At 64.3% G+C, this 21002-nt stretch carries 11 protein-coding genes and 1 pseudogene; 1 reads left to right on the forward strand and 11 read right to left on the reverse strand.

The features are described 5' to 3' along the window. Positions 1 to 5: 5 nt before the first annotated feature. Both L8V00_RS03440 and betT read right to left on the reverse strand, forming a co-directional pair. Complete coding sequence (locus tag L8V00_RS03440; RefSeq protein WP_255721415.1) at positions 6 to 1577, reverse strand: aldehyde dehydrogenase family protein; 1572 nt, start codon at positions 1575 to 1577, stop codon at positions 6 to 8. Positions 1578 to 1643: 66 nt separating this feature from the next. After that, on the reverse strand, positions 1644 to 3845 hold the full coding sequence (gene betT, locus L8V00_RS03445; protein WP_269944212.1) for a choline BCCT transporter BetT: 2202 nt from the start codon (positions 3843 to 3845) through the stop codon (positions 1644 to 1646). Positions 3846 to 4089: 244 nt separating this feature from the next. Between betT and betA the strand changes: the two genes are divergently transcribed. After that, positions 4090 to 5874, forward strand: coding sequence for a choline dehydrogenase (gene betA / locus L8V00_RS03450; RefSeq protein ID WP_269944213.1), 1785 nt, complete (start codon positions 4090 to 4092; stop codon positions 5872 to 5874). A 3-nt stretch (positions 5875 to 5877) separates the two neighbouring features. On the opposite strand, the gene trmD is transcribed toward betA, so the two are convergent. The 9 genes and pseudogenes from trmD to smc form a co-directional block, all read right to left on the reverse strand. Then, positions 5878 to 6726, reverse strand: a complete 849-nt coding sequence (gene trmD / locus L8V00_RS03455; RefSeq protein ID WP_035006077.1) for a tRNA (guanosine(37)-N1)-methyltransferase TrmD — start codon at positions 6724 to 6726, stop codon at positions 5878 to 5880. Positions 6727 to 6728: 2 nt separating this feature from the next. Then, positions 6729 to 7292: a ribosome maturation factor RimM gene (rimM, locus tag L8V00_RS03460; RefSeq protein ID WP_049050441.1), complete on the reverse strand. Its 564-nt coding sequence runs from the start codon at positions 7290 to 7292 to the stop codon at positions 6729 to 6731. A 3-nt stretch (positions 7293 to 7295) separates the two neighbouring features. Next, entirely contained in the window at positions 7296 to 8639 is a 1344-nt protein-coding gene (gdhA, locus tag L8V00_RS03465) for an NADP-specific glutamate dehydrogenase (protein ID WP_035006082.1), read from the reverse strand. Positions 8640 to 8889: 250 nt separating this feature from the next. Continuing rightward, positions 8890 to 9414, reverse strand: coding sequence for a 30S ribosomal protein S16 (gene rpsP, locus L8V00_RS03470; protein ID WP_070487682.1), 525 nt, complete (start codon positions 9412 to 9414; stop codon positions 8890 to 8892). A 232-nt stretch (positions 9415 to 9646) separates the two neighbouring features. Continuing rightward, positions 9647 to 11245, reverse strand: a complete 1599-nt coding sequence (gene ffh / locus L8V00_RS03475; RefSeq protein WP_269944214.1) for a signal recognition particle protein — start codon at positions 11243 to 11245, stop codon at positions 9647 to 9649. A 115-nt stretch (positions 11246 to 11360) separates the two neighbouring features. Then, positions 11361 to 12059: pseudogene (locus tag L8V00_RS03480) on the reverse strand (ammonium transporter); the annotation flags it as partial. A gap of 257 nt (positions 12060 to 12316) precedes the next feature. Beyond that, positions 12317 to 13810, reverse strand: a complete 1494-nt coding sequence (ftsY, locus tag L8V00_RS03485) for a signal recognition particle-docking protein FtsY (RefSeq protein ID WP_269944215.1) — start codon at positions 13808 to 13810, stop codon at positions 12317 to 12319. A gap of 44 nt (positions 13811 to 13854) precedes the next feature. Continuing rightward, the gene (locus L8V00_RS03490) at positions 13855 to 17430 is read right to left on the reverse strand and encodes a hypothetical protein (protein ID WP_274707077.1); all 3576 of its coding nucleotides are present in this window, start codon (positions 17428 to 17430) and stop codon (positions 13855 to 13857) included. Positions 17431 to 17511: 81 nt separating this feature from the next. Next, positions 17512 to 21000 carry a chromosome segregation protein SMC gene (gene smc / locus L8V00_RS03495; RefSeq protein WP_269944217.1) on the reverse strand — a complete coding sequence of 1163 codons (3489 nt, stop codon included), beginning with the start codon at positions 20998 to 21000 and terminating at the stop codon, positions 17512 to 17514. Positions 21001 to 21002: the final 2 nt, after the last annotated feature.

Raw genomic sequence — 21002 nt, forward strand, 5'->3', positions numbered from 1 at the left:
TTTTCCTATTCCTTAAACCACCCCGTCACCGCTGGCGCGATGTTGGTGTAGACGTGCTTGTGCTCCTGGTACTCGGCCAGTCCGGTGGGACCGAGCTCGCGGCCGTTGCCGGACTGCTTCATTCCGCCCCACTCCGCCTGCGGCAGGTAGGGGTGGAAGTCATTAATCCAGATAGTACCGTGACGCAGCTTACGTGCGGCCCTTTCCGCCTTTCCCGCGTCAGTGGTCCACACGGCACCGGCGAGGCCGTACTCGGTGTCGTTGGCAATGGCCACGGCCTCGTCCTCGGTGGTGAAGGATTCGACGGTCACGACCGGACCGAAGGCCTCGTCGTGCACGCAGTCCATCTCTTGCGTGCAGCCATCGATGATCGTCGGCAGGTAGAACACGCCCTGGGTCAGGTCCGTGTTGCCCGTGGCGTGAGAGCCCTGGTTGTCCTCGGCCGTCGGGATGCGGCCGCCGCAGAGGATCTTCGCACCTTGCTCGCGGGCGCGGTCAACGTAGGCCGCAACCTTGTCGCGGTGATCCGCGGAGATCAGGGCGCCGGTCTCGGCGGCCTCGTCCAGCGGGCCGCCGACCTTGATCTTCTCGGCCTTGGCCACCAGAGCCTCGACGAACTGGTCGTGGATGGACTCCTCCACCACGATGCGGGAGCCCGCAGAGCACACCTGGCCGGAGTGGACGAACGCGCCGTTCAGTGCGTTATCCACCGCAGCGTCGAAGTCCGCGTCGGCGAAGATGACGTTCGGGTTCTTGCCACCCAGCTCGAGGGCCACGCGCTTGACGGTCTCCGCCGCGTTGCGGGCGATCAGCTTGCCGGTGACCAGGCCGCCGGTGAAGCTGACCATATCCACATCCGGGCTCTGCGACAGCGGGTTGCCGCAGTTGGCGCCCGCGCCGGTGATCAGGTTAGCCACGCCGGCCGGCAGCCCCAGCTGGTCCAGGACCGTCATCAGCATCATGGCGGTGTGCGGGGTGAGCTCCGCCTGCTTCAGCACAAAGGAGTTGCCTGCGGCCAGGGCCGGGGCGACCTTCCAGGCCACCTGCAGCAGCGGGTAGTTCCACGGGGTAATCAGGCCGCATACGCCTACCGGTTCGGCGTCAATACGAGAGCGAACATTTGCATCGCCCGGGTCCACGACGCGACCGGCCTGGTGCTGGGCGAGAGTACCGAAGTACTCGAAGGAGTTGGCGATGTCGTCCATGTCGATCTCGGACTCGGCCAGGCGCTTGCCCGTGTCGGCGGACTCGGCGCGGGCGAAGGCATCCTTGTTCTCGCGGATCTTGTCTGCGACCTGTAGCAGGAGCTTGCCGCGCTCGGCGGCGGGCACGTCGGCCCACACGCCGGAGTCGAAGGAGGCACGGGCAGCGGCGATGGCCTTGTTCGTGTCCTCGTCGGAGGCCTCGGACACCAAGCCCACGGTGGAGTTATCGGCGGGGTTGGTGATCGTGCGGGTCTCGCCCTTTTCAGCCGCTACCCACTCGCCGTTGATGAACAGCGAGGCGGGAGCGCCCTCGTTCTTGTGCACCCCGGCCAGCAGTTCGCAGGTGGTGGGGTCGAACAGTACAGCGTTCATGGTTGTGATTCTCGCTTTCTGTATTTGACCTTTTGGTCCAGTTGGTCGGTCCAGTTGGTCCAGCTTTTAGTCTTCGGTCCAGGTGCGCACGGGATCCGCGCCGTCGGACATGTCGGAGGTGCCCGGCAGGTCGCGCTGCATGTGCAGGAACTCCAGGTGGCGCTCGTAGAGGTCCAGGACGTTATCGATCAGCTGTTCCGTGGTGTAGCCGTAGATGTCGTAGCCCAGCGAGCCGGTGTTGTCGAAGACCTCGAGTCGGTAGTAGTTCTCCCCATTGTTAGTGCTGCGGGTGAAGCTCGGCACCGGGTGCTCCAGGGGGTAGATCTGGTAACGGAAGTCCTGCTCTTCACCCAGGTGGATGGTGAGGTCCAACTGGTTCACGGGCAGGTTCGGGACGTCGGCAGCCACCAGCGTAGTGTCGATGCCCTCGTCCTTCAGCTCGCGTGCGACGGCCTCCAGCGCAGGCTGCGCCACCTTGGTGAGGTACTCGTTGGCCTTGGCCTGGCTAGGCCAGGTGGAGGCGCGCGACAGACGCTTGCGCCAGGACTGCTTATCCCCGCCCGCGCCGGAGCGGCCGGACATAGCACTGTGCAGCGAGATGCTGCGAGCCTCGGTGGCGTAGCTCTCCAGGCGCAGGGAGCGCCACAGTCCGAACATGATGAGGTAGATCACGATCGTGAACGGCAGGCCCATCACGATGGTTGCCAGCTGCACTGTTTCGACGCCGTTAACTTGCAGCATGACCAGGGTCAGCAAGCCGACCAGCACGGCCCAGAAGATGCGGGACCACTTGGCACCGTCCTGGCGGGAATCCTCGATCTTGGAGGTGAAGTTGGCGGTCACCAGCGCACCGGAGTCGGCGGAGGTGATGTACAGAAGCAGGCCAATCATGGTGCACAGGACGATCAGCACCGCGCCGCCGTTCATGTCCTGCAGCAGTGCGTAGAAGCCCTGCTCCGGAGTTTCCATGGTGTTGTTGGCGAAATCCATGTCGCCACCGACAACGCGCTTCAGGGCGGTGTTTCCGAACAGGCTCATCCACAGCAGGATGAACAGGAACGGGATGGTCAGTACGCCGACGACGAACTGGCGCAAGGTGCGGCCGCGGGAAATGCGGGCCAGGAACAGGCCGACGAAGGGCGCCCAGGCTACCCACCAGGCCCAGAAGAACAGCGTCCACGCGCCCATCCATGCCTTGGTGGCCTCCGGGTCCTCGGAGAAGGCAAACGTGTCCATCGTCATGCCCGGGAAGGAGGACACATAGTCGCCGATGTTCATCACGAGGGCGTCAAGAAGGAAGGCAGTCTGGCCCGTGACGGTGACATAGAGGACCAGGCCGATGGCGAGCAACACGTTGATCTCACTCAGGCGCTTAATGCCCTTGTCCACGCCGGAGATGGCGGACAGGGTGGCGATGCCGACGGCGAAGATGATCAGGCCGGATTGGACGGCCACGCCCTGATCCCAACCGAAGATGAGGTGCAGGCCGTAGGTCAGCTGCACCACGCCGATGCCCAGGGAAGCCGCGATGCCGAAAACGGTGCCCAGCACAGCGGCGATGTCCACTGCGCCGCCGATGGGGCCGTGGATGCGCTTGCCGATCAGCGGGTACAGGGCGCTGCGGATGGCCAGCGGCATGTTCAGGCGGTAGGCGTAGTAGCCAAAAGCCATGCCCATCAGGGCATACAGAGCCCAGCCGGTCACGCCATAGTGGAACAGCGCCCACACGACGGCCTGCTCTGCAGCCTCGCGGGTCTGCCCCTCACCTACCGGCGGTGCCATGTACTGGGTGACGGGCTCCGCGACGGCGAAGAACATCAGGTCCACGCCGATGCCGGCGGCGAAGAGCATCGCCGACCAAGAAAAGAGGCGGAACTGTGGGCGGGAGTGATCCGGCCCCAGGCGGATGTTGCCCGACTTCGAGAAGGCGACCACTAGGACGAAGATCACAGCGACCGTCGCGGTGACGATGTAGAACCAACCGAGGTTCGTGGAGATCCAGCTGGTGACGGTGCCCAGAGTGTCCTTGGCCTGCTCGCGGCCGAAGAAAGCGTAGAGGGCGACGGCCAGGATGCCGAGTGCCGAAACGATGAAGACGGGCCAGTTGGGCTTGGGGTCCGTAACTTCACCCGGCGAATAGCTATCACGGTCGTTAACATCAAAAAAGCCGACGATCACTCGTGGAGCAGAGCTGTTTTTCCTGCTCCCGATGCGCCGAGAGGTGCTTTCGGCCGCCTCCGGCTGATGGTCGTTTTCGGGATTTGTCATGTAATTCTCCTCTTGTTCTCCACGATCGCTTCCTCGCCAAAGGGAGTTCATTTTCTCAGAAATACAATTTCCTAGAGTACACAGGTCATTCTAATTTGCCAGCATTCCCCCTCACATAGGTGTTAATTACTGCCTCACTAGTGAGGTGGTTTAATGATGCCTTTTACCTGCTATCTAGCGAATTAAAAAAGAAAATGGCATACTAGTAAACGTTCAGTCATTTAACTAGGAGGCGAGTGAATAGATGAGCTTCATCGACAAGCTGATTCCAGGAAAGAAGAACGACACCAAAGGCCAGGTAATCGAAGACCGTCGTCGGGACATCGTCATCGTCGGCGGCGGATCCGCTGGCTCCGTATTGGCCAACCGACTCTCCGAAGACTCCACCAAGGACGTCATGGTCCTGGAAGCCGGTCGCCCGGATTCCCTGTGGGATCTGTTCATCCACATGCCGGCGGCGTTTTCCTTCCCCATCGGCGACAAGCACTACGACTGGCAGTACGAATCCGAGCCAGAACCGGAGATGAACGGCCGTCGTATCTACCACGCCCGCGGCAAGGTGCTGGGTGGCTCCTCCTCCATCAACGGCATGATCTTCCAGCGCGGCAACCCGATGGACTACGAGAAGTGGGGCAACCTGCCCGGCATGTCCAATTGGGGCTGGAGCCACGTTCTGCCCTACTTCAACAAGATGGAAACCGCTCTGGGCGCCGACGCTAACGACCCGCGCCGTGGCCACAACGGCCCGCTGAAGCTAACCCGCGGCCCGGCCACCAGCCCGCTGTTCCAGGCCTTCTTCAAGTCCGTCCAGCAGGCTGGCTACAACCTCACCAACGACGTCAACGGCTACCGCCAGGAGGGCTTCGCTCCCTTCGACCGCAACATCCTGGGCGGCAAGCGCCTCTCCGCTGCTCGCGCCTACCTGCACCCGGTCATGAACCGCAAGAACCTGGACGTGCGCACTCGCGCCTACACCACGCAGGTAATCATCGAAAATGGCAAGGCTGTAGGCCTGGAGTACCAGTGGAAGGGCCAGACCCACCGCGTCTTCGCCGACAAGGTCATCCTCTGTGGCGGCGCCTTCAACACCCCGCAGCTGCTGGAACTGTCCGGCATTGGTGACCGCGAGGTGCTGGAAAAGGCTGGCGTCGAGGTCAAGAAGCACCTGCCCGGCGTGGGCAACAACCTGCAGGACCACCTCGAGGTCTACGTGCAGTACAACTGCATCCAGCCGGTGAGCTCCCAGCCGTACTACAAGATGATCAACCGCCCGTTCATCGGCCTCCAGTGGCTGCTGACCCGCCGCGGCCCGGTAGCATCCTCCCACTTCGAGGCCGGCGGCTTCGCCCGTTCCAACGAGAACGAGGACTACCCGAACCTGATGTTCCACTTCCTGCCAATGGCGATCCGTTACGACGGTTCCCAGCCGGAGGGCGAGCACGGCTTCCAGTTCCACGTCGGCCCGATGTACTCCGACACCAAGGGCCACGTGCACATCAAGTCGAACGACCCGAAGGAAAAGCCGGAGATCCTGTTCAACTACCTGGCCACCGAGCAGGACCGTCGCGAGTGGGTCGAGGCCGTGCGCACTTCCCGCAAGCTGCTGGACACCCCGGCTATGAAGGAGTTCACCGACGGCGAGATTTCCCCCGGCGCTGCCGTGGAGACCGACGAGGAGATCCTGGAGTGGGTACGCAACGACGCAGAGACTGCTCTGCACCCGTCCTGCACCGCCAAGATGGGCCCGGCGGACGACGAGATGGCCGTTGTCGACCCGGAGACCATGCAGGTCCACGGCGTTGAGGGCCTGTACATCGCCGACGCTTCGGTCATGCCGATCATCACCAACGGCAACATCTACGCCCCGGTCATCATGCTGGCGGAGAAGGCCGCCGACCTGATCAAGGGCGACAAGCCCCTCGATCCGATCGACATCCCCTTCTACCACGCTAAGCAGGACATGCCGCTGTACGCGGAGGGCGAAGAGCCCCGCGATCACGTCAACGCCATCCCGGGCGCTGACCACTAGGGTTTAGGGCTCCAGCCCGTCCAGATACGCCCGATCTGCCTTGGATAGCTCCACGTTATCCAGCAGATCCGGGCGTATTTTTTTGGTTCGGGCGAGGGATTGTTCGCGCCGCCACTGCGCAATCTTCGCGTGGTTGCCGCTAAACAGCACGTCCGGCACGTCCAGCCCGCGCCACTGCCGGGGGCGCGTGTAGCTGGGGCCTTCCAGCAGCCCGTCCTGGAAGGAATCCTCCTGGTGGCTGGCCTGGTTGCCCAGCACGCCGGGGATCAGCCGCACCATCGCCTCGGCCATGACCAGCACTGCGACTTCCCCGCCGATCAGCACATAGTCGCCAATGCTGACTTCTTCCACGCGGTAGCGGTTCTGTGCGTCCTCCACCACTCGCTGGTCGATACCTTCGTAGCGGCCGCAGGCAAACACGACGTGTTCTTCGGTGCTCCACCGTTCTGCCATGTCTTGGGTGAACGGTTTTCCTGCGGGTGTGGGGACAATAAGCAGCGGTTTTGTGACGCCACCCGCTTCCTCACCTAAACGCTCAGCATCGCTGTCGCTTGTGGCTGGCAGCAGGTTGCGCTTGTGCTCCGCGGAGCTCTCCAGGTCGCTGACCGTGGCCGCCGGGCCGGTGCCCGCCGCGACGTCATCGAGAGCCGGTCCCCAGACCTCGGGCTTCATCACCATGCCAGGGCCACCGCCGCACGGGGTGGAATCCACCGACTGGTGGACGTCACTGGTCCAGGCGCGCAGATTATGCACGCCAACACTTAGGATGCCCTGCTCAATGGCCTTGCCTAGGAGCGCGTGGCGCAGCGGCTCTAAATATTCGGGGAAGATCGTTACTACGTCTAGGCGCAAAACTAGCTCAGCTCCAAAAGCCCCTCGGGCGGGGTGAGTACGAGGATCTCCTCCTCCAGGTCCACCACCGGGACAATCTGGTGACGGAAGGGTACGAGCACTTCCTTGCCGGCGGTCGGCAGCTGGGACTCGGCGTCAATAAGAATAACGAGCAACTGCCCGGCCGGAGTGTGCTCAACGGCGACGACCTCCCCTACCAGATCGCCGAGCTGGATCTCGTCGCCCTCCAGATCCGTGCCGGGGGCGAGGAGGTAGGCGGTGAGGCCCTCGAGTTCGTGGTCGTAGAAACCGTCGTCGTCCTCATCGTGCACGGGGGCAGCGAAGAAGCGCACGCCGCGCAGGGACTCGGCGGCCGTGCGGTCGGCGACCTCCTCGAAGGTGACCAGCAGGCGCCCCTGGTGCGGGCGGAAGGAACGGACGGTCAAGGACAGCTCCTTGCCCGCCTGCCTACCCTTCAAAACCTCGCCGGTGGCGAAGCGCTGTTCGGGGGTGTCCGTCGTGGGATCGACGACCACCTCTCCCCGCACGCCGTGGGGCTTGATCACCCGGCCGATCTGCAACTCCATAGGCTAGATAACACCCTGTGCCAGCATTGCATCTGCAACCTTGCGGAAGCCGGCGATGTTGGCGCCGAGAACGTAATCGTCTTCCCGGTCGTACTCGCGAGCTGTCCTATCGCAACGCTTGAAGATTCCACGCATGATGTCGCGCAGGCGCCTATCGGTGTAGTCAAAGGTCCAGGAATCGCGGGAGGCGTTCTGCTGCATCTCCAGCGCAGAGGTAGCCACACCACCGGCGTTGGCGGCCTTGCCCGGGGCGAAGAAGATCTTGCGCTTGCGGAAGACCTCGATGGCCTCCGGGGTACACGGCATGTTGGCGCCCTCGGCGACGTAGCGGCAGCCATTGTCGGCGAGCATGATGGCCGCCTCGCCGTCCAGCTCGTTCTGGGTGGCGCACGGCAGAGCCACGTCGGCCTCAACCTCCCAGATGTTGCCGCCCTCGTGGTAGGTCACGCCGTCGGTCTCCTTGGCGTAGTCGGACAGGCGGGCGCGGCGCACCTCCTTGATGTCCTTCAGAAGTTCGATGTCCACGCCTTCGGGGGTGCACACATAGCCAGAGGAATCAGACATGGCAACGACGGTTGCCCCGAGCTCCTGGGCCTTTTGAGCAGCGTAGATGGCGACGTTACCGGAACCGGAGACGATGACCTTGGCACCGTCGAAGCGATCGTCGTGGGCACCCATCATTTCCTGAGTGAAGTACACGGTGCCATAGCCAGTGGCCTCGGTGCGGACCAGGGAGCCGCCCCAGGTCAGGCCCTTGCCGGTGAGCACGCCGGACTCGTGGCGGTTCGTCATGCGGCGGTACTGGCCGAACAGGTAACCAATCTCGCGACCGCCCACGCCGATATCACCGGCGGGAACGTCGACCTCTTCGCCGATGTGGGTGTGCAGTTCCGTCATGAAGGACTGGCAGAAGGACATGATCTCGCGGTTCGACTTACCCTTCGGGTCGAAGTCGGAGCCACCCTTGGCGCCGCCGATCGGCAGGCCGGTCAGCGAGTTCTTGAAGATCTGCTCGAAGCCCAGGAACTTGATGATGCCCAGGTTCACCGAAGGGTGGAAGCGCAGGCCGCCCTTGTAGGGACCAAGCACGGAGTTGAACTGCACGCGGAAACCGCGGTTCACGCGCACCTCGCCCTCATCCGTGATCCATGGGACGCGGAAGATGACCTGCCGCTCCGGCTCACACATGCGCTCGATGAGTGCATAATTTGCGTAGTGCTCGTCCTTCTTCAGGACGTACGTCAAGCTGTCCAGCACCTCTGCAACGGCCTGGTGGAACTCTGGCTCCCCCGCGTTGCGCTGAATAATCTGCTGGTAGTAACCGCTGACGGTTTCTTCGACGTTCATTGAGGATGCCTTCTTTGCCTCTCGCGAAAACCCAATGGTCGGCATGCGGCCGACCTGTGATGACAGTCATTTAGTCTACTCCCCATGACTAACAACACATTCAAGTGGTGTACTCGGGGGCAATTGCCACAGAAAGCACCTTGAAAAGCACCATAGAAGCAAACCTTCAAACACAGAAGAAACCCCAGGTGAGTAGTAAATACTCATCCTGGGGTTGGAAAGCAGGTGGCGGTGCGCACCGCCGATGCTTTTACTCTGCGGACTCGGCCTCAGCTTCTGCCTCGCCCTCGGAGTCAGCCTCAGCCTTCTCGGCTTCCTCAGCTGCCTTGGCAGCAGCCTCTTCCTCAGCGGCAGCCTCAGCAGCGGCCTTGGCCTCTGCCTCTTCCTTGGCCTTGCGCTTCTTCTCGGTGATAGCTTCAGCGGTCGGGCCATCGGCAGCCTCAGCCAGAGCCTCGTTGAACAGGTCCAGCTTGGACTTCTTCTCCTCGGCAACCTTCAGGGTGCCCTCAGCGCCCTCGATGCCCTTGTACTTCTGCCAGTCGCCGGTGACCTTCAGCAGAGCCAGAACCGGCTCGGTCGGCTGTGCGCCGACGCCCAGCCAGTACTGTGCGCGCTCAGAGTCGATCTGGATCAGGGAAGGCTCCTGGGTCGGCTGGTAGATGCCCAGGTTCTCGATGATCTTTCCGGAACGCTTGGTGCGTGCATCCTGAACGACGACGCGGTACTCCGGGGTACGGATCTTACCCAGGCGCTGCAGCTTAATCTTGACGGCCATGTGATGGCTCCTTTTCTTCTAGTTGGTCACTGGGCAGTTCAGACACTCCGCGAAAAATTTCTGCGGAAAATCCGCTGAAAAAATTTTTCTGGCCGGAGCCGGTTCAACCCTTCGTATTTTTGCTGCGCGTGACCACCGGCCGACCGTGGTCGGGGACGGTGTTACACAGACAACCTGCATAAGTGTAGTAGCTGGTGCCCGCGGGAACCAAATCCCCTGCTGGCGGTGCCGGTTACTTCTTCGGGAAGTTCATCTTCGACAGGTCGATGCCCTCGAAGCCCGGGGGAAGCTGCTCCTGCATCTTCTCCAGATCCTTCATGCTGGGCATTCCGCCGCCCATACCCGGCATCCCAGGCATGCCGGGCATACCTGGCATCCCCTGGCCGCCGCCCATGTTCCGGCGCATGTTCTTGCGGTTCTTGTTCTTGGCGTTCTTGCCCTTCTTGCCCTTGCGGTGCACCTTCTGCTTCTTGGTCGCAGAACGGCCGCCCATGCCGAACTGACCGGCCATCTTGCCCATCATCTTCTTGGCCTCGAAGAATCGGTCGACCAGCTTGTTCACGTCGGAAACGCTCACGCCAGAACCGTTGGCGATGCGCTTGCGGCGGGAGGCGTTCAGGATCTTCGGGTCCTGGCGCTCGGCGGGAGTCATGCCGCGGATGATGGCCTGGATGCGGTCCAGTTCCTTCTCATCCACCATGTCGGCCATCTTCGACATCTGGGAGCCGCCGGGCATCATCTTCAGGATGTTGCCCAAGGGCCCCATCTTGCGGATCATCAGCATCTGCTCGAGGAAGTCCTCCAGCGTCAGGTCGCCAGAGGCCATGCGCATGGCGGAATCTTCGGCCTTTTCGGCGTCCAGAACCTGCTCGGCCTGCTCGATCAGGGTGAGCACGTCACCCATGCCGAGGATGCGGTTGGCCATGCGATCCGGGTGGAAGACGTCGAAGTCTTCCTGCTTCTCGCCGGTGGAGGCGAACAGGATCGGCTTGCCGGTGACCTCACGGATCGACAGCGCAGCACCACCGCGGGCGTCACCATCCAGCTTCGTCAGGACGACACCCGTGAAGTCCACGCCATCGCGGAACGCCTCGGCCGTAGTAACGGCATCCTGGCCGATCATGGCGTCAATAACAAAGAGCACCTCGTCGGGCTCCACCGCATCGCGAATGTTGCGCGCCTGGCGCATGAGCTCCTCGTCGATGCCCAAGCGACCCGCGGTATCGATAATGACGATGTCGTGCTGGCTGCGGTAAGCCTCCTCGATACCGCGCTGCGCGACGTCGACGGGATCCCCGTGACTGGTGCCCATCTCGTGGTCGTGGGAATCCAGGCTGGTGCCCGGGTCCGGGGCGAAAGTCTTCACACCGGCGCGCTCACCGACGATCTGCAGCTGCTGCACCGCACCCGGGCGCTGCAGGTCACAGGCCACCAGCATCGGAGTGTGGCCCTTCTTAGCCAAGTGCAGAGCCAGCTTACCGGCCAGGGTAGTCTTACCGGCACCCTGCAAACCGGCCAACATGATGACTGTCGGCGGGTGCTTAGCCAGGTTCAGCCGGCGGGTCTCGCCGCCGAGGATCTCCTTGAGCTCCTCGTTGACGATCTTGATGACCTGCTGCGCCGGGTTCAGCGCCTCGGATACCTCTGCCCCGGCGGCGCGCTCCTTGATGCGCCTGATAAAGGCGCGCACCACCGGGAGGGATACGTCTGCCTCCAACAGCGCAAGGCGGATCTCGCGCGCGGTGGCATTAATATCAGCCTCGGACAGCTTGCCCTTGCCACGAAGGCCCTTCATGGCAGATTGCAGGCGGTCTGACAAAGACTCAAACACTACTTAGTGCTCCCTTGTAGGTATCGGGGGTTGGTTTATAACTCCCCTAGCTTAGCCAGTGGCCTACACGACAGTCACATTTCACCGGTGTTTTACGGTGTTTTACAGCGCCGTTTTATAGCGCATCCTCTCCGCGCTCGCCGGTGCGCACGCGGATCACCACGTCCACCGGAGTGATCCAGATCTTGCCATCGCCAATCTTTCCTGTGCAGGCGGCGCCGACAATCGCGTCGACGATGCTATCCACCGAGGCGTCTGCCGCCACGATCTCTAGCTTTACCTTCGGCACAAAGTCCGCCGCGAACTCGGCGCCGGTAAACACACCGTTGTCCTTCGACAGCAGCGCCAGGCCCACCGTGCCCCACAGCCCTGCAGCCAGGTGCACACCCACGACATCAAGGGAGTCATCGTAGCCGAAACGGTACTTGAGACCGATTGCCATGCAGGCGATGACGCCACCTATGAATCCAATGACGATGGAAGTTAGGGGCGTCAACGTTCCAGCCGCCGGGGTGATCGTCACCAGACCTGCCACGGCGCCAGAGGCGATGCCCAGGGAGGTAGCGGCGCGGTCGCGAATAGTTTCACAGAGCATCCAGCCGAGCATCGCGGCCGCGGCAGCGACCGTGGTGTTGATCCAGGCCAGACCAGCCATGCCGTCGGCAGCGAAGGCGGAGCCGCCGTTGAAGCCGTACCAACCGAACCACAGCAGTGCGGCACCGAGCATCACCATCGGCAGGTTGTGCGGGCGACCCACCTTGGAGGGGAAGCCCGCGCGCTTACCAACGATCAGAGCCAGAACCAGCGACGCGCTGATGAGCATCCAAGCCGAATTTCCGGAGGTCAGTACAAGTTGATCTGGGGTCATTTTTCACATCCATATCTGTGAGCCTCAGCACTTGTGCTGCAAAGAATAAAATGCTGAAAACTCGCATTCAGGAAAGAAAAAATTTTCTGAGACGCAGATCACCGACTTTTTAGCCGGACAACGCGAATAACCCCGTACGCTGCACGCATACGGGGCTATTTACGTAAATTTTTTAATTTTTGCTGTCCGAAGGGGCTTATTTTCTACCCCAGCAGTGCATCGACGAAGCTTTCGACCTCGAACGGGGCCAGGTCGTCCGCGCCCTCGCCGAGGCCCACCATCTTCACCGGCACGCCGAGTTCTTCCTGCACCTGGAAGACGATGCCGCCCTTTGCGGTGCCGTCGAGCTTGGTGAGCACCACGCCGGAAATGTCCACGACCTCGCGGAACGTGCGCGCCTGCATGAGGCCGTTCTGGCCCACGGTCGCGTCCAGCACCAGCAGCACCTCGTCGACCTTCGCCTTCTTCTCCACCACGCGCTTGACCTTGCCCAGCTGGTCCATCAGGCCCACACTGGTGTGCAGGCGGCCGGCGGTATCGACCAGGACGACGTCCACGCCGGAGTCGATGCCCTTCGCCACTGCGTCGAAAGCAACGGAGGCTGGGTCTGCGCCCTCTGCGCCGCGTACCGTTTCTGCCCCCACTCGACGCCCCCACGTCTCCAGCTGGTCAGCCGCAGCCGCACGGAACGTATCCGCCGCGCCGAGCAGAACCTTGTGGCCCATGCCGATGAGCACGCGGGAGAGCTTGCCGGTGGTGGTGGTCTTGCCGGTTCCGTTGACGCCCACCACCATGATCACGGCTGGCTTGCCCTCGTAGGGCATGGCCTTGATGGAGCGGTCCATGTCCGGCTTGCAGGCGTCGATCAGCGCCTCGCGGAGCATGCCGCGGGCTTCTTCCTCGCTGGAAACGCCATTGATGGCGATGCGCTCGCGCAGGTCGTCGACGACCTTCATCGTGGTTGGGGTACCCAGGTCGGCCATGAGGAGGGTGTCTTCGATCTCCTCCCATGCGTCCTCGTCGAGGTCGCCGGCGCTGAGGATGCCGAGCACGCCACGGCCGATGACATTCTGGGACTTGGACATGCGGCCGCGCAGCTTGCCAAGGCGGCCCTGGACGGGCGCGATCTCCTCGCGCTGTTCCGCGGGAGCTGGTTCTGGTTCGGGTTCAACTTCCGGCTCGGGCGTCGGCTCGGGTTCGGGTTCCGGCTCAACCTCCGGTTCAGGCTCGGGCTCAGCGACAGGTTCCGGCTCCTCCACCGGCTCTGGCTTGGGCGTGGGCGCCGGGGCCGGGGCGGCCTTCGGAGCCTCTGGTTCGGGAGTTGGCTCGGGCTCGGGGGCAGCCTCTGGTTCCGGGGTCGGCTCCGGTTCCGGGGTCGCCTTAGGCTCGGGGGTCGCTTCTGGCTCTGGGGTTGCCTCTGGGGTTTCCTTCGGCTTCTTCAGCTCCTGGTCGGGGCGCAGTTCCGGCTGCTTCTCGGCAGTCGCGGCACCGGCGCCGGCGCCACCACCGGCAGTGAAGTTGAACCCGCCCTGAGCCTTGTAATCGCCACTGCTGGGCTTCTTCTGCTCGATCTCTTCCTTCTTCTCGAAGGAAACCTGCTTTGCCTTGTTCCGGCGCAGCCCCAGAACAACAAGAATCGCCACGATAATGGCGAGAACCAAAAGTCCAATGAGGACCCACATCAAAACACTATTCATAGCTTCCAGTGAATCAGAACTTCGTGGCTAATGCCGACTCATGGTCAGACAGTCGGCCCGAACACGCCGCGGACCATGGCATCTGCCATGACGATGTCTCCGGTCACGAGGTCCGGCACCAGCCGCGCCATGGCCGCCCATCCCGGGTAGGCGCTGAGCAGTTTGCCCAGGCTGGACATCTTCTTGTGCGCGTACATGCGGGTGGCCAGGGCGAACACCATGGAGATCACGGGCGCCAGCGCCCAGCGGTTTTCCGGAGTGTCGGTATCCACGCCCTCCAGGCGGTCGAAGCGCACGCGCGCGGAGAGGTACAGCTGCCGGTTCGCGGCCTTCACCTTGCGCAGCAGCGTGACGGCGGTCTTCATCAACTCCGGGTCGCCCAGCAGCTCGGAGAGTTCGGCGCGCTTGTTGAAGGTCTCGAACACGGCGATGAGGCGGCTGTTCTCCTCGCTCAGCGCGCCCGGCACCACTCCTGCTTTGCCGAAGAACATGTCCAGCACGGCCTTCTGCTGTGCGGGGTCCATGTGCGCGATCTGCACGGTGGTGCTATCGATGCACGCCGTATCCAGGGACACGTCGCGGCCGGTATCGACGGTCTGCACTGCGGGTTGCCCGGCGACCTTCTTAAGCTCCTGCCGCAGGCGCTTGTCTTGTTCTTTTTCTTCTGACGCCCCTTCGGGGTCAACCAGCGACATGTCCCCCAGGATCTCGAGGGCTGCGATCCACGGGGTATTCGAGCGTTCGGATTCTTCCCCTACCAGGGTGGAGTGCACCAGGCCGGAGAGGATGAACTGCGCGGGGCGGTCGGCGGCGGGAACCAGGGACTGCGACATGGCGTGGACGGATTCCCGCGGGTTGTTCGTCAGCGCGGTGCGCAGGTTGTCCAGCACGTCGAAGCGTCCGCGCAGCCAGCCGGCCTGTACGTCCCAGAGGGTGGAAAGCGTGGCGGTATCGCTGGGGAGCTCTTCGGATTCGCCTGCCAGGAAGGCGGCCAGCTGCACCCACGGGTCGGTGTCGGCGTCTTCCTTATTGGCCCCGAAGTAGCCCTCGGCCTGTGCGACGGCGGCGTGTTGGCCGGCGGCGACGGGAGCCCGCAGGTAGTTGAAGCGGTCGCGGCCGAACAGCTGCACGCTCAAGGGGCCAGCGCCCACGAGCTCGGCGGGCAGTGTGCCCTGGGCTAGAGTGCCCTGATCTAGGGTGCCTGCAGCACTGGGCGTAGCTTGCAGCTCCACGAAGTATGCGGCCTGCCAGGGCGCGGTGATGGGCCAGACCCACGCGCCGGCGCCCGGCGCGCCGAACTGTACCGGCGTCTCTTCGGATTCGCCCCCGCCGTGGATGAACAGGGCGTCCCCGTCGACGGAGGCTGTGTAGTCGAACCCGGGCACGATGCGGGCCAGGCGTACGCTTACGCGGCGGTCCTCCACGAACTCCAGCTCGATTGCTCCGGAGGTCAGTGTGGCCAGGGACCCGGCGGCGCTGGCGAGGTCCACGAACCAGGTGACCTCGTCTATCGTTTCCAGTTTGAGGGTGCGCACGGGCGAGCCGTGGTGGTTGCGGATCACCACGCGGGCGTCGTCCATCAGCGCCAGGTTCTCTGCCTTGGAGCCCATGCCGGGGCGGAAGCCGGGGCGTACGCGGAAGCGGGTCTGCGTGTCGATGGAACGGGCGGAGACTTCAATGGGGTCGGTGCGCCACATCGGATCCTCCCCCTGCATCGTCAGCTGGTAGCGCAGGCGGGAGGGCTTGACGATGATGGGCAGTGCGTCGCCCGCGTCGGTCTGCACGACGGTGGTGCTGAAGCGGTCGGTGGGTCCGAGCTTCTGCGGCGGGATCTTCTCGAAGGGCTTCTCCCCCGGCAGCAGGCGGACCGTCACAGGGCTTAGGCCCCCGGCCATCGGCAGGCGCGTTTGGGTGCTGGGCCCGCCGAATTCCATCTCCAGGGATAGTCCCTCCACCAGGGCGTATTCGTGGCGGAAGGATTCGTTGCGGGGTCCGCGCAGGCGCACCAGGTATTCGCCCACCCACGGGCTATCCCACGCCTCGGGGTCGAATACGTCGAACACGCCGCCCTCGGCGGGAACCTCCAGCGGTTCCTCGTCGGAGACGGCCTCGCCGGTCTCGCCGGGCCCCGCATAGGCGGAGACAGACAGGTACCAGATCTCGTCCGCGCCGGAAATCGTGGGCGGGAATTCCACCTGCAGGCTCTGGGAATGGATCACCTTGCCCGAGGTGGTCTCCACGCCGCCCACCACGTCATCGGGCTCCACGAACTGGGCGCGCTGGCGCGGGTCCACGGCACGTACTCCGGCCATGGACGGGCTGCGCTCACCCGGCTTGGCGATGTGCAAGCTCAGGCATTCACTCAAATCCAGCCGGCGGATAACCCAGCCGTTCCAGCTCTTCATCGGCTGTTCTTCCAGTACCGGGATGTCCGCTCCGGTCACCGGATCCACGGCGGAAGTCTCGGAGGGAACCACCACGTACACCTGCTCGTGGTGCAGGGAAACTCGGTCGGTCAGGTCCGTGCCACGGATGGTGAACACAAGCACGGGATCCTCGGTATCCACCAGTGGCAGCTGCCAGTGCTGGCCGTCGTTGGCGTTGCGCACGCTGACCTTGCGTAGCGGCTGGCGCACGGGAATGTCCAGGATCTCGGTCACGGCCCGGCCGGCGTTGTCCGCGTGCATGGTGCGGAAGGCCGCGGGCTCGCCGTCGAAGTCCACGCGCCAGCGCACCTCGGTGTGTACCTTCCCCTCGCTCTCCAGGGGCTGTGAGGGCAGACGCAAAACTACGCGCTGGCGCAGAGTGTCTAGCTGCAGGCGCGGCTGGTCTTCACGGTGCGCCACGCCCACGCTGTGACGCCGATCCTGCGTGCCCACCGGCCTTTCCCGCAGCTCTTCAATCACATCCTCCAGGATGAGTGCGGGCAGTTCCACGGCGGGAAGCGTGTACTCCCAGGAGTCCGGGTGCGCGGCGGCGTGGGAGACGATCTCCACGATCGGGGCGATCAGCTTCACCGCCGCCTCCGGCAAGGTGGCACACAGTGGACCTACCTGGCGCGGTTCGTCGGCCAGCTCGGCCACAACTGCCCGCGCAATGTCGGCGGCGTCGGCTCCCTCCCCACTGTCCCCACTGTCTTCGCTGTCCGCCCGGCGGTTATCCACCAGCTCGATCAGCTCGGGCACCCAGTCAGAGGCGATGCCCACGTGGGCGAACAGGCGCCCGAGCTCCTCGTCCGGCCCGCCGGATACCGCATCCATGGGATCCAGCCCAGCGGCGGAAAGTAGTTCCCCAAACCGCCCCTCGATCAGCTGGGTACGTGTGGGCGTCGGCTCCAAACCAAGGCCGTACCAGTACTCGGCTGGCAGTTCCGAGACCTCATGGAACCGCGCGGCGCGGGAGAGCAACGTGGCGATCGTCAGCGCGGGACAGGCCTGCAGCAAGGCCTCCTCTGTGGAACCGGCGGCGACTTGGCGGGCGATGAAGGTGCCGAAGAAGCGGCTGGTGCGCTCCAGTTCGTCGCCGTCGATGTCTAGCTCTACGAAAAGTTCCACGTCGGCCAGCTTTCCGGCCAGTGCCGCCTCGGTGGACGAGGCCCACGGCAGGAGCGAATCCTGCATGTCGGAGATCGGGCTGGTGGTAGGTGCTGCGCTGGCTGGGGTCTTCTCGCTAGAACTCACGCGACCATCCTACGTCACCGGTCAGGCGCTGTTCTCGGGAGCCATCCTCTGCGAAATCACCCTGGTCACACCGTCGCCGCGCATTGTCACACCGTACAGCACATTCGCTACATCCATGGTGGGCTTCTGGTGGGTGATAACGATCAGCTGGGAATCCTTCCGCAGCTCCTCGAACAGGGCGATCAGGCGCCGCAGGTTCACGTCGTCCAGCGCGGCCTCGACCTCGTCCATCACGTAGAACGGGCTCGGGCGTGCCTTGAAGATAGCCACCAGCATCGCCAGCGCGGTCAGGGACTTCTCGCCACCGGACAGCAGCGACAGGCGCTTGACCTTCTTGCCCGGTGGGCGGGCCTCGACCTCGATGCCGGTGGTCAGCATGTCGTCCGGGTCGGTGAGCACCAGCCGGCCTGCGCCGCCCGGGAACAGGGTGCTGAAAACCTGTGGGAAGGCGACCTCGACGTCCTCCCACGCCTCGGTGAACAGCTGCAGAATCGTGGCATCCACGTCCGCGATCACCTCGTGCAAGTCATTGCGCGCCCGCTCCACGTCGTCCAGCTGCTGGGCTAGGAAGTTGTAGCGCTCCTCCAGCGCCTTGAACTCCTCGAGCGCCAGCGGGTTCACCTTGCCCAGGGAGTTCAGCGCCTTCTCGGCCTTCTTCAGCTCCGCCTTGGTGGCGGCCGCGTCGAAGTCCTCCGGCAGTTCCTCGGCCAGCAGCTGCTCGGCGGTGAGCCCCAGCTGCTCCATCGCGCCGGCCACCGCCTGCTCGATCTTCACCTGCGCCTGGGTGCGCGCCAGCTCGGCGGAGTGCGCGTTGTCGTTCATGCGCCCCAGGTGCGCGGTCAGTGCGGAGACCTTGTCGCGCTGCTGTGCCATCGTGGATTGCCACTGCTTGTGCGCCTGCTCGGTGTGCGAGCGGTTGGCCTCGGCGGTGGCCAGCGCGTCGGCGATGCGTTCGGCGATGCGCTGGGCCTGTTCGCGCACGCAGGTGGCCATTTCGCGGGCGGCTGCCCGGCGGGCCTGTTGCTGCTGGTGGTGCTTGCGCGCGGCTTCTTCTGCCCGGGCCTGTCGGCGCAGGTTCTCTGCCCGGCCGCGGGTGGATTGCGCGCGTTCCTCGGCGGTGCGCTGGGCCAGGCGGGCTTCCATCTCCATGGCCTTGACCTGCGAAAGGTGCAGCGCGGCGGCATCTCGCTCGGCCGAAGAGGGCTCGGTCGTGTGCTCCTCGTCGTCCACGCGCGCCACGCGGTCGGCCAGCTCGTCGAGTTCCTCGGTGGCCTTCGCCAGGCGCTGCTCGGCGGATTGTTGCTCGGCGGTGCTGCGCTCCAGTTGGCGCTGCGCGGCCTCGCCCTGCTTCTGCAGTGCGCTCAGGCGCTTAGCCGCCGCATCGCGAAGTGCCCGGTGCTCTTGCTCCGCCGCGCGCGCCGCAGCCGCGGCGGTACGCAGATCGCTGGCCGCGTCGAGTGCACCGGAGAGTGCGGCCTGCAGGTCGTCGAGCTCCTTCTTTTTCTTTGTGACGCCCTCTGTCTCCGCCGCGATCCTATCCGCCAACTCGACAGGGGTGGTCCCGCCGGAGCCGCTGGCGACCCACCCGGCGCCGTAGACGGAGCCGTCCTTCGTCACCGCACGCAGGCGAGGGTCCGCAGCCACGACCTTCCGGGCTTCCGCGGCACTGCCCACGGCCACCACGTCCACCAGCAGGGCGGTCAGGGGGCGCAGCAGGTCGGTGGGCACGTCCATCAGGTCCAGCAGCCACTTGCCTGCGGAGACGTCCGTATCCAGGCGGAACGTCGCACTCGCATCCCCTTCCGGAGCTCCCGGGTCGAGCAGCACCGCGCGGCCTTCGCGGGCATCGGTAAGGGCGGAGATGAGGGCGTCAGAAAGAGGGGCAACAATTCCCGAGCTCGCCGCATCGCCCAAAACGGCGGCCGCGGCGGCACCCCATCCGTCGTGAATGTGCAGCTGCTCGGCCAGGCGGCGGGTGGCGATGCCCTCCTTATCGGCGGCGCGGACGACCACCGCAGCGCCGTCGGTCGGGGTCAGCCGGTCCTTCCAGGCGGCGATGGTGGCTTCGGCGGTGGCGATGTCTCGCTCCAGCTGCAGCTGCTCGGCGCGCAACTGTTCGGCGCGCTCCTCCGCGCCGGCGGCCTCGCGGTCGGCCTGGGCGCGGGTTTCCTCCAGGTCACCGCCGGAGGCCTCAGTCTCGCGCAGGGCTTCCTCCGCCTCGGTGATGTCCTCCATCAGGCCGTCGAGGGTTTCCTGCTGCTCGGCAGCATTTTCTTGCAGGCGCTCGACCTCCGCGGCGGCGTTGTCGCGTTGGGTGGCGGCGGCTTCATGCTGGGCCAGCAGACGCACCACGCCCTCGCGCCGGTCGGCAATGGCGCGGACCTGGGCGAAGTGTTCTTGTTCTGCGGCGCGGGCAGCCTCCTCGGCCTCGGCGACCTGCTCGGCGATCGTCTCCAGCTTCTCGGCGGCGATCTCCACGTTTTCTTCCAGCTCGGCCTGCTCCTCGGCGGCGCGCTCGGCGCGTTCCAGCAGCTCTTGTGGGTCGGGACCGGACCATTCGGCGACCTGCGCTTGCTCCGCGCGGTCGCTGGCGATGCGCAGGGTGGCGGAGTTTTTCTCCTGCACCGCGGACAGCCGGTACCAGAGGTTCTTCGCCGCCTCGGCTTCCTCCAGGGCGGTGCGCAGTTCTTCCTCTGTGACGGCCAGGGTCTCGCTGTGTTCTTCCAGCTCAGCCTGTAGTTCGGCGCGCTGTTCGGCCAGCATTTCGCTGCGCCGCGTGGAGTCGTTGAGCTCCTCGGATAGCTGCTTGACCTTGTGCGCAGCCAGCTGCACGCGCGTGCTGCGGATGGTGGCCTGCACGGCGGAGGCCTTCTGCGCGGCCTCTGCCTGGCGCGCCAACGGCCCGAGCTGTTTGCGCAGCTCGTCGGTGAGGTCGTGCAGACGGTCGAGGTTAGCCTGCATGTTGACGAGCTTGCGTTGCGCCTTTTCTTTTCGACGCCGATGCTTCAGCACACCAGCGGCCTCCTCGATGAAGGCGCGGCGCTCCTCGGGGCGGGATTCCAAGATCTGTGATAGTCGGCCTTGTCCGACGATCACGTGCATTTCGCGGCCGATGCCGGAGTCGCTCAGCAGCTCCTGGATGTCCATCAGGCGGGCCTTGGCGCCGTTGATCTCGTATTCCGAGGCACCGTCGCGGAACATGCGTCGGGTGATGGAAACCTCGGAATATTCGATGGGCAGCTTGCCATCGGAGTTGTCGATGGTCAGTGTGACTTCCGCGCGCCCCAGTGGTTTACGGTCCCCCGTTCCGGCGAAGATGACGTCTTCCATCTTCCCGCCGCGCAGGGTCTTAGCGCCCTGCTCCCCCATGACCCAGGCCAAGGCATCTACGACATTGGATTTTCCGGAGCCGTTCGGCCCCACAACGGCGCAGATGCCCGGCTCTAATTTCAGGGTCGTCGCGGACGCAAAGGACTTGAATCCTTTGAGCGTCAACGACTTTAAGTGCATTG

Source organism: Corynebacterium evansiae (assembly GCF_027570065.1).
GTDB lineage: Bacteria > Actinomycetota > Actinomycetes > Mycobacteriales > Mycobacteriaceae > Corynebacterium > Corynebacterium evansiae.

Bases quoted from the DNA above. Each gene is read 5' to 3' on its own strand.
- L8V00_RS03440 (WP_255721415.1), bottom strand. From the start codon at position 1,577: ATGAACGCTGTACTGTTCGACCCCACCACCTGCGAACTGCTGGCCGGG.
- betT (WP_269944212.1), bottom strand. From the start codon at position 3,845: ATGACAAATCCCGAAAACGACCATCAGCCGGAGGCGGCCGAAAGCACC.
- betA (WP_269944213.1), top strand. From the start codon at position 4,090: ATGAGCTTCATCGACAAGCTGATTCCAGGAAAGAAGAACGACACCAAA.
- rimM (WP_049050441.1), bottom strand. From the start codon at position 7,292: ATGGAGTTGCAGATCGGCCGGGTGATCAAGCCCCACGGCGTGCGGGGA.
- gdhA (WP_035006082.1), bottom strand. From the start codon at position 8,639: ATGAACGTCGAAGAAACCGTCAGCGGTTACTACCAGCAGATTATTCAG.
- rpsP (WP_070487682.1), bottom strand. From the start codon at position 9,414: ATGGCCGTCAAGATTAAGCTGCAGCGCCTGGGTAAGATCCGTACCCCG.
- ftsY (WP_269944215.1), bottom strand. From the start codon at position 13,810: ATGAATAGTGTTTTGATGTGGGTCCTCATTGGACTTTTGGTTCTCGCC.
- L8V00_RS03490 (WP_274707077.1), bottom strand. From the start codon at position 17,430: ATGCAGGATTCGCTCCTGCCGTGGGCCTCGTCCACCGAGGCGGCACTG.
- smc (WP_269944217.1), bottom strand. From the start codon at position 21,000: ATGCACTTAAAGTCGTTGACGCTCAAAGGATTCAAGTCCTTTGCGTCC.